The sequence below is a fragment of the Micromonospora sp. NPDC049204 genome (genome assembly GCF_040647935.1).
Lineage (GTDB): Bacteria > Actinomycetota > Actinomycetes > Mycobacteriales > Micromonosporaceae > Micromonospora.
The window spans coordinates 146,747-158,726 of the sequence record NZ_JBEZDC010000014.1 but is presented as its reverse complement, the minus strand read 5'-3'; the positions used below and the strand labels follow the sequence as shown (position 1 = coordinate 158,726).

Here is an 11,980-nt window from a genome sequence, read left to right as displayed (position 1 = left end):
GTCGCACCGTTGAGAGGAGAAGGACCAGACCCCGCCGAGGCTGAGGAGTACGGTGACCGCGATGGCCAGCGAACCCGGCCCGGCAGGACCCCGATCCGGTAAGGCTCGTCCCACGAGCAGCCCTTAACCCAATTCGGTTACCGACCGGTCGGTGTTGCCGAGGACGACGGCTCGGCGCCCAGCTGTGCGATCGAAACCCACAAATGATCGGAACCCGCCGCTACCACCGTTGTGCCAGGTGATGTCCAGTGGGGGTTCCGAGCTGATGGTATCGCTGAACCAGCCGTAGCCGGTCCGGGACTGTCCCGGACAGCCGAGCGAACAGCGTCACGCATCGCCGACAGCGGATGCGAGACGGAGCCGCCGAATCCGCAGTCGCCCCAGCGTACGACACTAGGCCGACGTCAGCGCTGACATCATGCGCGCCTGGCCAGGCGCGAGTTCGCCTTCCGCGCGGGCCTTGTTCAGCGCGGTCGCCCACCAGGCGAGGTCGTCGAGCATGATTCGCAGACCGACGTCCGTCGCGCGGTCGACCGGCTCCCCGGCTGCGGTGAAGGCCGTCTGTACGAAGGGCAGCAAGACGGTACTGCGCAGCGGCACGGCATCGGCCGCGATGACGATCTGCGCCAGATGCTGGACGGCCCGGCTGCCACCCCCGATGCCAGCGCTGTAGCCGACGGCTGCCACCGGCTTGTTGCGGAAGCCGAATGCGGGCCACACGCTGTCGATGGCGTTCTTCAGGCTGCCGGGCAGACTGTGGTGGTACTCCGGGGTGATGACGATGAAGGCGTCGGCCTCCTGCACCTTCGTGTTCCAGGCTCGCAGGACCGGGTCGGAGCAGGTGGGGTCGTCGATGTCGCCGACCGTACCCAGGTGTTCGGCGAACATCGGCAACGCCCAGTCCCGCAGATCGGCGATCTCGACCTCGAAGCCACCGTGCGCGCTGACCCGCGACGCCAGCCAGGGCAGGACCAGGTCGGCAGCCCGGACGGGGCGGATGCTGCCGACGACGACCAGGAGCTTCGTCATACCTGTTCTCCGTATCCGTAGGGCCCGGCGGCGGCCTGAGGACCGCGCGCCGGGCGGATCTACTCGCCGGTGCGGATGCGGGCCCGTTCACCGGAAGACAGCGGGCCGGCGCGGCGCGGGACCGGCGCAGTTGCCGGCGAAGGACCGCGTAAGAGGCCGCCGCCAGGTGGCCGGGCTGGGCACCGCAGGGTCCACCCGCGTCGTCAGTGCGGGAGTTCGCCCGCGGTCTTGATGCCTGCCGGGTTGCTGATAAGGCAGCGCCAGGCGCCATCGGCGCCGCGCCGGAGCACATCGACGGCGGTGCCTTCGATGCGCAGGTGCTTGCCATCCGGGGTGGTTCCCTCGTGCACGTAGTCGTTGATCAGCAGGGCGATGTCCCCGGTGATGTACTGGTGGCGGATGGCGACCTTGATAGGCAGGAAGTGCGGGAGCTTCTCCTGGTTGCGTGCGCGCCGTTCGTCGCCGGCCAGGACCTCGCCGGGGGCCAGGACCAGCAGCGCGTCGGGCTCGAAGAGTTCCTCGAGCAGGTCGAGGTTGCGGGTGTTGAAGGCGTGCTCGAACAGCGGCACGAGTTCCTCGGGATCGGCCGGTGCGGTGAGCGGCTTCTCGGGTGCGTTCGACATGGGTCGCAGCACATCGGGACCGGGACGCGCCGGTCAACGGTGGCGGCCCGGTTGTGTCAGGTCGGTGGCGGAAACGGCCCGGAGGTGACTAACTAAGGTTCGTGCCGTTTGTCGGCGCGGTCGCGGTCGACAGGATGCCCGTAGATGGTCCGTGCGATGCCCAGGCGCATCGACCCGTGAGGAGCGTTCTGTGATCAAGGTGGCAATCCTCTTCCACTCCCGCAGCGGGAATACCCACCAGCTCGCCGTGGCCGCGGCCGCCGCGGCGGTGAAGGCTGGCGCCGAAGCGCAGCTCTACAGGGTTCCTGACCTGCCCAATCCCATCGTGTTGGACCGCAAGGTGTACGCCGAGCTCAACGCCGAGACGGCGGACGTGCCGGTGGCGACCATGGCGGATCTGGTGGCGGCTGACGCCATCATGATTGGCACGCCGGTGCACTTCGGCCTGCCGGCTCCGCAGATTATCGACTTCATCGACCACTCCGGCCCGGTTGCCATTCCGGGCGACCTGGCCAACAAGGTGGTGAGCGTTTTCGCGTCCGCCTCGATGCCGCACGCTGGCGCGCAGACGGCCATCCTGGCTCTGCACAACGTCATCTGCCACTGGGGTTCGCTGATCGTGCCCAACGGTTCCAGCGTCGCGGTGCTGGGGCTGCCGAACAACGGCGCCCCGTACGGCACGTGCAGCGTTTCCCGGCACGAGGCGAGCAACGTCCACGAGGACAACCTCGCGGCGATCGAGTACCAGGCGCTGCGTCTGGTCGAGGTGGCCACCGCATTCAAGATCGGCCGGGAGCAGACCACCTCGGCGATCCAGTACGTGGGTCCCGACGTGCTGAAGAAGTACGACCTCTGATTCCTCTGATTCCCGTTCCGGACCGGCCCGCACATGGTGCGGGCCGGTCCGGCGTTTATCGGGCCTGGTTGCCGGGCGGGCGGAGGCGGGCGGCGAGGCCGTCCAGCACGTACGCCAGCCCGAGCTGGAAGTTTCCGGCCCAGTCGTCGTCGAGCAGGTGCTGTTGCGCGACCAGGGTCGGGTAGAGGTCACGCTGGTCGTCCAGTAACCGCTGACCCTCCTGACGTTCCTCGGCCGACCAGCGCAGCGCGGTCTGGCTGCCTGCGGACCCCTGGACATGGCTGTACAGGACCCAGCTCGCCGCGGCGACGTCGCGGTGGCTGAATCCGGCCCGGGTCAGGGCGGCTTGGAGAAATTCCATCCAGGACAAAAAGCCGGGGCCGACGGCGGGACGCTGCCGCAGGGGGAGCGCCGCCGACCATGGGTGTCGCAGCAGTGTCTCGCGCCAGTCGGTGAGCTGGGCGGTGATGTCCGCCCGCCAGTCGTCGCTGTGTTGCTCCGGTGCCGACTCGGCGAACACCGTGTCGACCGCCAGGTCGAGCACGTCGTCCTTGGTGTCGAGGTGCCAGTACAGGGTCGTCGTGCCGACGCCCAGATGCTCGGCGAGCCGGCGCATGGTGAGCTGACCGACGCCGTCCCGATCGAGTAGCTCGACGGCGGCGGTCGCGATGCGCGTGAGGCTCAGTGGCGGGTTGTGGTGACGTGGAGAGGTGGTCCTGAGCCACACACCCTTGCCGGGACGTACCTGACCGGCCATGGCGTCACCTGCCTTCCGAGCCCTCGTTTGGTCGTTGTGAAGGTGAGCGTAGTACATTGGTCGGGCACCGGAACAACGTTCTGGTGCCCGACCGGCGTTCCAGTGGCTCGTGCGCGAGCCCGGCCAGGGGGGCGAGTGCGACAAAGGTGAACGACGTGACCACGGCGGCACCGGCTGCGACCCGCTCGCGATGGATCCTGGCGACGATCTGCCTGACGCAACTGATGATCGTGCTCGATTCGACCATCGTGAGCATCGCGTTGCCGTCCGTGCAGGACGCTCTCCAGATGTCGGACGGGGCCCGGCAGTGGGTGATTACGGCCTACGCCCTGCCGTTCGGCGCGCTGCTCCTGGCCGGCGGTCGGATCAGCGGCATCGTCGGGCACCCCAGGGCACTGGTCTGGGGGCTGGCCGGCTTCGCCGTGGCCTCGACCCTGGCCGGTTCCGCGCCGAACGCGCCAGCGCTCATCGCCGGGCGGGCACTACAGGGATGCTGCGCGGCCCTGCTCGCGCCGGCCGCGCTCGCGTTGCTCTCCACGATATTCGCCGAGGGGCGGGAGCGGGGTCGGGCCTTCGGCGCGTTCGCGGCGGTGAGCGCGGCCGGCTCGGCCATCGGCCTGATCGCGGGCGGCCTGCTCACCGAGTACGCGGGCTGGCGCTGGTGCCTGTTCATCAACCTGGTGATCGTGCCGATCGGCCTGTTCGGCGCTCGTGCGCTGCCGCGGGGCGAGCGCCTCACCGGCGGCCGTTTCCCAGCAGCCACCGAGGTCCTGCTGAGCGTGGCGTCGGTGGTCACGGTGGTGGCCGGGTTCAGCGCGGGGGCGTCACACGGCTGGGCGGACCCGTACACGCTCATCCTGCTGCTGGCCGGCGGGGCACTGCTCGCGGCCTTCGTCGTGGTGGAACGGCGGTCCCGCGACCCGCTGGTGCCCCCGCGCATCGTCGCTCACCGTCGGCGCGGCGGCGCCCTTCTCACCGTCTTCCTGCTACAGCTGGCGCTGTTCGGCTGCTACCTGTTCATGACCTACTTCACCCAGACGGTGCTGGGGTATTCCCCCGTCCGGGCCGGTCTGGTCCTGGTGGTGACGAGCGTGGGCGCGGTGGCCGGCGCGGTGGTCGCCGGACTGTTACACGGCCGGGTGTCGACCCGGGTGATCACCGTGCCGGGCCTGCTGGCCCTCGGCGCCGGCATCCTGATCCTGTCCCGGGCACGGACGGACACCCCCGATGTCTTCCTGCTGTACCTGCTGCCGGCACAGATCCTCGCCGGGATGGGGCTTGGCTCTGTGCTCACCCCGCTGACCAGCGAGGTGACCGCAGGCACCGACTCCGCCGGCAGCGGTGTGGCGTCGGGCCTCTACAACGCCGTGCAGCAGGTCGGGGCGGCGGTGGGCACCGCTTTGTTCAACACCGTCGCCACGAGCACCACCGCGGGGCTGCTGATCGGCTCGGGCACCGACGCCCCGACGCGGAATGAGGCGACGGTGACCGGCTACGCGACGGCGCTGATCGTCGCGGCCGGCGTCGTGCTCGGCGCGGCCGTCGTGGCCTGGACGATCGGCCGGCCGGACCATCGATCGCAAGGAACGTAGTCAAGAAGAGGTGAGGTTCGATGAAACTCGTGGTGTTCGGCGCGAACGGCCCGACCGGCCGGCTGACCACGGAGATGGCACTGGCTCGGGGACACCTCGTCACGGCGGTGACCCGCCGCCCGGAGTCCTTCCCGCTCAGTGGAGCGGGGCTGCGGGTGGTCGGCACGGATGTGCTGAACGCGGCCGCGGTGGACGCCGTGATCGCGGGGCAGCAGGCGGTCATTTCCAGTCTCGGCGTCCCGTACACGAAGGAGACGGTGCGGGTCTACTCGCAGGGGGCGGCCAACATCATCGCCGCGATGAAGGACCACGGCCTGCGCCGACTGGTCTGCGTGACGTCGACCGGCACCACCGGCGAGCACGCCGAGGGTGAGACGCTCACCTTCAAGAAGATCATCGCGCCGATCCTGCTCCGGATGGGCCGCACCGTGTACGACGACATGGCCCGGATGGAGAAGCTGGTCGAGGCGAGCGGCCTGGACTGGACGGTGATCCGTCCCGCCGGTCTGTTCGACGGCGACGTCGTCACCGACTACCGCGCCGAGCCGCGCCGGCTGCCCGGCCGGTTCACGTCCCGCATCGATCTTGCTGACCTGCTGATTCGCGAGGCGACCGGAGACAATCACCTCGGTCAGTTCATCGACGTGGTCACGACCACCGGCGCCCCGACGTTCGCCCAGATGTTCGTCCGGGAAGCGCTTCACATCGGCAAGTGAACGGCATCGCCCCGGCTGCTGCGACAGCAGCGGCCGGGGCGACGGTGGGCTGCCCAGCCAGGCCCATCAGCCGGGAGATGGTCCGGGCGGGGAGGTCGACCGCGGTCATCAGGTCGCCTGTACCGGCGTGGACGCCGCACGATCAGCCGGCTGCGGTCACCAGGGCATCACGTGGATTCCACCAGGAGAGACCGATCTACAAGGCCCGTCGTGGACGACCCCGGCGGGCCTCAACATTTGCCGGCAATCGATTATGTCAGGTTCAGCGCCGTCCGAGTCGCTCTCTCCGGCGTCATCGCGTGAGATGCGCCTCCGGCAACCACCGTTGCCTCAAAGGCGGTGCTGTCAGCACCTCGACCATCCCCGCTGCGCATTACAAGCTCATTGTGTTCGCCGCTGGATGCCCCGAGGAGGCAGGATGCGTCTGCACGACGACGTCACGGACTTGTGTACGGACATCTTGGCCGGACTACCGCGAAGTGACCAACGCAGGCGTGGCATGGAATACATCCGAGGGCTCCTCCTGACCCGTGGGCGCAAATCCATTCGCAACATTGCCGCCATATCGGCAGAACCCGCGGCAGAGCAGGCGTTGCACCATTTCGTAAGCGATTCCACCTGGGACTGGATGCCGGTCCGCCAGGCACTCACCCGCCATGTCACTCGGGTTGCCAACGTGTCGGCCTGGGTGCTGCACCCGACGTTGATCCGCAAGGCCGGGACGCACTCGGTGGGGGTAGGCCGGAAGTACTCGCCGGGCCTGGGACAGTCGCTCAACGCGCAGCACGCCGTGGGCCTCTGGGCCGCCACGCCCGACTTCGTCGCCCCGGTCAACTGGCGTCTGCACCTCAACGAGGACTGGCTGGCCGACGAGCACCGCCGGCGGCGCGCGGCCATCCCGGACGACATGGTCGCGCAGTCCCTGGGCGCCTGCACCGTGGAGACCTATCTCGAACTGGGGGTTGCGGCGGACGACCTCGTGCTGGTCGACGCACGGGAGATGGAGGCCGGGATGGTGGTCCGTCGGCTCCGCGCCAGTGGCGCGCCGGTGCTGATCCGCATCCCAGCCGGTCTGCGCCTCGTCGCCGCCGGGCGATCGGCCGCCGAATGCGCCGGTGACCTGGCGGCGGCGGCACGGCACAGCCGGCGGCCGGTCTTTGGCCTGACGGCGAATCCGCCGGTGCTGGCCGGCACCGTCGCGGTTCGGTTGCCCAGCACCCGGGCACACGACCCACTGCTCATGGTCGAGCTCAGCGCGCCCGGCGGGTCCGGTCCCGGCCAGTTGTGGCTGACCAGCCGCGGCGATGTCGGCCTCGCTGACCTGGTCCGCCTGACGTCGTTGGTCCCACGAGTGGGACACGATCTGGAGATGACCGGTGACCGGGTGGGTCTGCGCGCCTTCACCGGTCGCTCGTACCGGGGCTGGCATCGACACGTCACCCTGGCCTCGGCGGCGCACACCGTCCTCGCGGCGCGGGGCTGCGCGGAACCGGCCCTCCGGCGTACGTCCTGAGCGGTGGGCGGGCGCCGCGCTCACCGCGGCGGCGCCCGCCGTACCCGAGTTCCTTCTACCGGGCCGCCTGCAGAAGAGTTATCCCCATGGTCATCCCGCCACCAAACGCGGCGAGGAGTAGCAGGTCACCGGGGCGGACCGCACCGGAGCGGCGCAGCTGGTCGTAGGTGATCGGTACCGACGCCGCCCCGGTGTTGCCGTAGACGCCCAACGTGGTGGCGAACCGCTCGAACGACACTCCGAGCCGATCCGCCATGGTGGCGAGGATCCGTCCGTTGGCCTGGTGTGACACCAGGTGGCTGATCTCCTGCGGCCGTATCCCGTGCTCGGACAGGAACCCGGCGATGCCGGGGGTCACGTGGTCGTCGATGAAGTCGCGTACACCGCGCCCGTCCATGGTGAAGTAGTGCGAGCCGTCACGCATGGTTTGCTCCGAGGCCGGCAAGCGGCTGCCGCCAGCCGCCACCCCGACCAGGCCGTGCGCCTCGCTGAAGCTGACCAGCCGGGTGGCAAGGATGCTGTGCGTCGCGCCGACGCCGATCACCGCGGCTCCGGCCCCGTCACCGAAGAGGACCGTCGTGCGGCGATCACGCGGAGACAGGATGCGCGAGTAGACGTCGGCGCCGATCACCAGCGCCGGGCGGTCGCCATTCGCGGCCACCAGCCGCTCGGCGACGGCCAGGCCATAGCTGAAGCCGCTGCACACCGCGTTGACATCAAACGCGACCGCGCCGCGGCCAGCGCCGATCTCGCTCGCGACGATGCTGGCGGTGGGGGGTTGCGGGGAATCCGGGGTCGAGGTGGCCACGATGACGAGCGCCAGGTCCGCGGCGTCGATGCCGGCATCCGCGAGGGCCATTCGCGCGGCGCTGATCGCGAGGTCAGAGGTCGCCTCGTCGGCCTTGGCCCATCGCCGTTCCCGGATCGCCGTCTTCTCGAACACCCAGTCGCCGGTCACGCCGGCGTGCTCGGCCGCCTCGGCGTTGGTCACCACCCTGCCCGGCAGGTACGAGCCGGTGCCGAGCACGCCGACCGGCCGTTCGCCTCGTGGAAATGTGAGCATTCACCAAATCCATTCCTTCGCCGGAGCCCGCCGACGAAAGCGATACGGACGGGCACGGATTTTGTCGCTTAATGTATGGCACCCGGACCGCCCGAGCAACAGTCGAAAGAGAGGTGACACATTAGCTCCGGCGTCCTTGGCAGGGACATGTGCGATCGCAAGGATTCGAATGTGGACGCCAACCCCGACAACGAGCCGGCCGGATCGCCGTGGATGGATGCCATCGACGTGCACCACCACATCATTCCCGACTTTTACAGCGCAGCGGTCCGCGATATGGGCGGCGTCGCTGTGCTTTCCGGTGTCGATCGGCCGTCCTGGAGCGTCGCCAGCAGTCTCGCCATGATGGATCGGCAGGGAATACGCGCGGCCGTGGTCAACCTGTGGCCGGGCGTGCCGATGCTGGAGCGTTCCCGATCCCGCGCTTTCGCGCGCCGACTGAACGAGTATCTCGCCGAATTCGTGGCCGACGGCGCTGGCCGTTTCGGCGCGTTCGCGGTCCTGCCGTTCCCGCACCTCGACGACTGCGTCGAGGAGTTCGTGTACGCGATCGACGTGCTCGGCCTCGACGGGCTCGGGCTGCTGACCAACTACGACGGGATCTACGTCGGGGATCGTCGGCTCGATCCGCTGCTGGCCGAGGCCGAGCGGCGGCGTACACCGATCTTCATCCACCCGGGAGTTCCGCCCTCGGTCGGCCAGCCCACCTTCGGCCTGCCGCTCTCCCTCTACGAGTTCCCGTTCGAGTCGGTGCGGCTGGCCGCCCAGCTTCTCTACAACGGCACCCTGGAACGATTCCCTGACCTGCCGATGATCCTGCCGCATGGCGGTGGTGGGATCAGCTACTACGCCGACCGGCTCACCTATGGCTCGATCATCAACGGCGAGCTCGCCGCCCGCCTCCCCGACGATCCGATCGCCGTGCTCCGACGGTTGTATTTCGACGTGGCGATGTGTGGTGGCCGGCACTCGCTCGCCTCACTCCGGCTCTTCGCCAACGTCGAACGAATCTTGGTCGGCTCCGACTACCCGTTCATGCCGGAGCGCTTTGGCGCCTCGAACGGTGCGGGAGTGGCTCGCCTCGCGCAGTTCGACCCGCCGGAATGGGCCGCGGTCAATCGCGCCAACGCGGAGAGGCTCTTTCCCCGCTTCCGCCCCACGGAGAGCTTCCCATCCACAGAGAGGTGAAGACATGCTCGACGACACGACGGTCGCCGCTTACCTGGACCGGATCGGCACCTCGCGGCCGGAGCGTCTCGACGCCGACGCGCTGCGGCTGCTGCACGCGCGACACTCGCTGACGGTGCCGTTCGAGACCATCGACTACCACCTCGGCAAGGAGATCTTCGTCGACGAGCGCGTGGTCGAGAAGATCGTGTACCAGCGCCGGGGCGGCGGCTGCGGGGAGATCAACACCTCGTTCCACTATCTGCTTGAATCGCTGGGCTTCGACATCACCATGCACCAGGGCCGGGTCTGGCTCGGGCAGGAATTCACGCCCCCGTACAACCACTCCGTGAGCACCGTGCGGTTCGGTGACGATCGGTGGCTGGTCGATGTGGGGCTGGGCCGCAGTAGTCGCTATCCGCTGTTGCTGGAGTCGCCGCAGCCGCAGGACGACCCGCACGGCACCTTCTCGACCAAGCGGGTCGCCGACAACGCCACCGACGTCTACCGGGCCGACGTGTTGCAGTTCCGCTTCTACGACGAGCCGATCGTGGCCAGCGACGGCATGCAGGTCGTGTGGTGGTACCGCACCTCGCCCGACTCGCCGTTCCTGAAGAACCTGTCCACCACGCTGCCGACGGAGAACGGGCGGGTCATCCTGCGCGAGAACAAGCTCGTGGTGATCGACGGGGATCAGCGGCGGATCGAACGGATCACCAACGACGAGGATCTGCTGGCGGCGTACGACAAGTACTTCGGCATCACGCTCGACAAGCCGCCGGTGCCGAGCCCGCACGCCAACAAGTCAATGCGTATGTCGTACGAACAGGACTGAACCGTGCTGACTGAGCAGCATGTGCAGGACTACCTGGTCCGGATCGGCGCCGACCGGCCCGAGCGCCCGGACCTCGCCGCACTGCGTGACCTGCAGGAGCGGCACACCCTCACGGTGCCGTTTGAGAGCATCGACTATCACCTCGGTCACGAGATCTACATGGACGAGCGGATCGTGGACAAGGTGGTGTACCGGCGGCGGGGCGGCGGCTGCTACGAGATCAACACCGCTTTCTACCTGCTGTTGCAGGCACTGAACTTCCCGGTGACGCTGCACCAGTGCCGGGTCTGGATCTCCGGGCGGTTCACCGCCCCGCACAATCACGTGATGATGACCGTCCACTTTCCGGACACCGGCTCACGCTGGATGTCCGACGTCGGCTTCGGCAAGAGCAGTCGTTTTCCGATGCGGCTCGGCACGACCGAGCCGCATGTGGATCCGCACGGCCGGTTCAGCACACGACGCCCGGAGCCGGACACCACCGACGTGTACCGCAACGATCTGCTGCAGTACCGCTTCTATGACGAGCCGGCCGAGTTGCCAGACTTCCGGCAGAACCTGTGGTGGTACCGCACCCATCCGGCGTCACCGTTCCTGCAGAACATGTTCTGCTCCCTGCCCCTGGAGAATGGCCGCGTCACCCTGCAGGGCAACAAGCTGACCGTCCTCGCCGACGGCCGGCAGACCACCGAGATCCTGGTCGGCGACGCCGCCGTGCTCGAGGCGTACCAGCGTTGGTTCGGGATCACCATGGACGAGCCCCCGGCGCCGGGTCCGTACGCCGACGATTCCATGCGCATGTCCTTCTTCCAGAGTGACGACGGCCTTAAGAGCCTGGTGCTGCGGTGACGACCGTGCGTGCCGCGTACATCGACCGGCTCGGGCCGGCCGCCGCGATCCGGTACGGCGACCTACCCACGCCGCATCCCGGACCGACCGACGTGCTTGTCGACGTCGTGGCCACGACGGTCAATCATGTCGACACGTTTGTCCGCTCGGGCGCGTTCCGGACGCACGTCCCGCTGCCGTTCGTCGTGGGCCGCGACCTGGTCGGTGTGGTCGCACGCTCCGGTGATGGTGTCGCCGAGTTCCACGCCGGGGACCGGGTCTGGTGCAACAGCCTCGGCCACGGAGGCCGCCAGGGCGCCGCGGCGCAGCGGGTCGTGGTGCCCGCGGACCGGCTCTATCACCTGCCTGCGGAGGCGTCGGCGGAGGCGGTAACCGTGCTGCATCCGGCCGCGACCGCGTACCTGGCGTTGGCCGTGCACGGACGCCTGCGTCCCGGCGAGACGGTAGTGGTCGGCGGGGGCGGCGGCAACGTCGGCACGGCGTTGATCACGCTGGCGGTGGCCCTGGGAGGTCGCGTGGTGGCGACCGCCGCGCCCCGGGACGAGACGTTCTGCCGGTCCGCGGGCGCTGCGGAGGTCATCGACTACGCGGCGCCCGATCTCGGGGAACGGTTGTCGGCGGCCTGCCCGGAGGGCATCGGCATCTACCTGGACACCTCCGGCACCAACGATCTGGATCTGGTGGTCGGGCGGCTCGCGGCCCGCGGCCGGATCGTGTTGCTCGCCGGTGCCCGAACCAGGCCGGTACTGCCCGTCGGTGACCTTTACATGATGGATCGGTCGATCGTCGGCTTCGTCATCTCGCACGCGACGACCGCCGAACTCGCGGAGGCTGCCGGCGCCGTCAACCGGCTGCTGGCCGCGGGCCGGCTGAACCCACGGGAGGTGGTCCGCTTCCCGTTGTCCGAGATGGCGAAGGTGCACCAGATGGTGGAGGACGGAGAGATGCGCGGGCGCCGGGCACTCGTCGTACCCGGCTGA

12 protein-coding genes are annotated in these 11,980 nt (G+C 68.9%); 8 read left to right on the top strand and 4 right to left on the bottom strand.

Annotated features, from left to right (window positions below; genetic code table 11):
• Positions 1-393: 393 nt before the first annotated feature.
• Both AB0A90_RS24965 and AB0A90_RS24960 read right to left on the bottom strand, forming a co-directional pair.
• On the bottom strand, positions 394-1,029 hold the full coding sequence (locus AB0A90_RS24965; protein WP_357252438.1) for an NAD(P)H-dependent oxidoreductase: 636 nt from the start codon (positions 1,027-1,029) through the stop codon (positions 394-396).
• 203 nt (positions 1,030-1,232) lie between these two features.
• A complete protein-coding gene (locus tag AB0A90_RS24960) occupies positions 1,233-1,652 on the bottom strand; it encodes a nuclear transport factor 2 family protein (protein WP_357252435.1) in 420 nt (139 codons plus the stop codon).
• Between the two features lie 151 nt (positions 1,653-1,803).
• Between AB0A90_RS24960 and AB0A90_RS24955 the strand changes: the two genes are divergently transcribed.
• Positions 1,804-2,508: an NAD(P)H-dependent oxidoreductase gene (locus tag AB0A90_RS24955; RefSeq protein WP_357252432.1), complete on the top strand. Its 705-nt coding sequence runs from the start codon at positions 1,804-1,806 to the stop codon at positions 2,506-2,508.
• Between the two features lie 55 nt (positions 2,509-2,563).
• Here the strand turns inward: AB0A90_RS24955 and AB0A90_RS24950 are convergent, their stop codons facing one another.
• The gene (locus tag AB0A90_RS24950) at positions 2,564-3,265 is read right to left on the bottom strand and encodes a TetR/AcrR family transcriptional regulator (RefSeq protein WP_357252429.1); all 702 of its coding nucleotides are present in this window, start codon (positions 3,263-3,265) and stop codon (positions 2,564-2,566) included.
• A gap of 155 nt (positions 3,266-3,420) precedes the next feature.
• Here AB0A90_RS24950 and AB0A90_RS24945 point away from each other — a divergent pair, with 155 nt between their 5' ends.
• The 3 genes from AB0A90_RS24945 to AB0A90_RS24935 all read left to right on the top strand — a co-directional run bounded on the left by AB0A90_RS24945 (position 3,421) and on the right by AB0A90_RS24935 (position 7,086).
• On the top strand, positions 3,421-4,857 hold the full coding sequence (locus AB0A90_RS24945; protein ID WP_357252426.1) for an MFS transporter: 1,437 nt from the start codon (positions 3,421-3,423) through the stop codon (positions 4,855-4,857).
• 20 nt (positions 4,858-4,877) lie between these two features.
• A complete protein-coding gene (locus AB0A90_RS24940) occupies positions 4,878-5,573 on the top strand; it encodes an SDR family oxidoreductase (protein WP_357252424.1) in 696 nt (231 codons plus the stop codon).
• A gap of 253 nt (positions 5,574-5,826) precedes the next feature.
• Positions 5,827-7,086 (top strand): transposase, encoded by a 1,260-nt coding sequence (locus tag AB0A90_RS24935; RefSeq protein WP_357252540.1) that lies wholly within the window; start codon positions 5,827-5,829, stop codon positions 7,084-7,086.
• Positions 7,087-7,141: 55 nt separating this feature from the next.
• Here AB0A90_RS24935 and AB0A90_RS24930 read toward each other — a convergent pair whose 3' ends face one another.
• Entirely contained in the window at positions 7,142-8,149 is a 1,008-nt protein-coding gene (locus AB0A90_RS24930) for a ketoacyl-ACP synthase III (protein ID WP_357252421.1), read from the bottom strand.
• Between the two features lie 171 nt (positions 8,150-8,320).
• On the opposite strand from AB0A90_RS24930, the gene AB0A90_RS24925 reads away from it, so the two are divergent.
• Genes AB0A90_RS24925 through AB0A90_RS24910 form a run of 4 tightly spaced genes read left to right on the top strand, consistent with a single transcriptional unit; the run spans position 8,321 to position 11,980 of the window.
• On the top strand, positions 8,321-9,337 hold the full coding sequence (locus tag AB0A90_RS24925; protein WP_357252418.1) for an amidohydrolase family protein: 1,017 nt from the start codon (positions 8,321-8,323) through the stop codon (positions 9,335-9,337).
• 4 nt (positions 9,338-9,341) lie between these two features.
• A complete protein-coding gene (locus AB0A90_RS24920) occupies positions 9,342-10,151 on the top strand; it encodes an arylamine N-acetyltransferase (RefSeq protein ID WP_357252416.1) in 810 nt (269 codons plus the stop codon).
• A 3-nt stretch (positions 10,152-10,154) separates the two neighbouring features.
• Positions 10,155-11,000 carry an arylamine N-acetyltransferase gene (locus AB0A90_RS24915; RefSeq protein ID WP_357252413.1) on the top strand — a complete coding sequence of 282 codons (846 nt, stop codon included), beginning with the start codon at positions 10,155-10,157 and terminating at the stop codon, positions 10,998-11,000.
• Positions 10,997-11,980, top strand: a complete 984-nt coding sequence (locus AB0A90_RS24910) for an NADPH:quinone reductase (protein ID WP_357252410.1) — start codon at positions 10,997-10,999, stop codon at positions 11,978-11,980. Before AB0A90_RS24915 ends, AB0A90_RS24910 begins: the two co-directional genes overlap by 4 nt.

Coding starts and splice junctions, on each gene's coding strand:
- AB0A90_RS24965 (WP_357252438.1), bottom strand. CDS start 1,029: ATGACGAAGCTCCTGGTCGTCGTCGGCAGCATCCGCCCCGTCCGGGCT.
- AB0A90_RS24960 (WP_357252435.1), bottom strand. CDS start 1,652: ATGTCGAACGCACCCGAGAAGCCGCTCACCGCACCGGCCGATCCCGAG.
- AB0A90_RS24950 (WP_357252429.1), bottom strand. CDS start 3,265: ATGGCCGGTCAGGTACGTCCCGGCAAGGGTGTGTGGCTCAGGACCACC.
- AB0A90_RS24940 (WP_357252424.1), top strand. CDS start 4,878: ATGAAACTCGTGGTGTTCGGCGCGAACGGCCCGACCGGCCGGCTGACC.
- AB0A90_RS24935 (WP_357252540.1), top strand. CDS start 5,827: ATGTCAGGTTCAGCGCCGTCCGAGTCGCTCTCTCCGGCGTCATCGCGT.
- AB0A90_RS24930 (WP_357252421.1), bottom strand. CDS start 8,149: ATGCTCACATTTCCACGAGGCGAACGGCCGGTCGGCGTGCTCGGCACC.
- AB0A90_RS24920 (WP_357252416.1), top strand. CDS start 9,342: ATGCTCGACGACACGACGGTCGCCGCTTACCTGGACCGGATCGGCACC.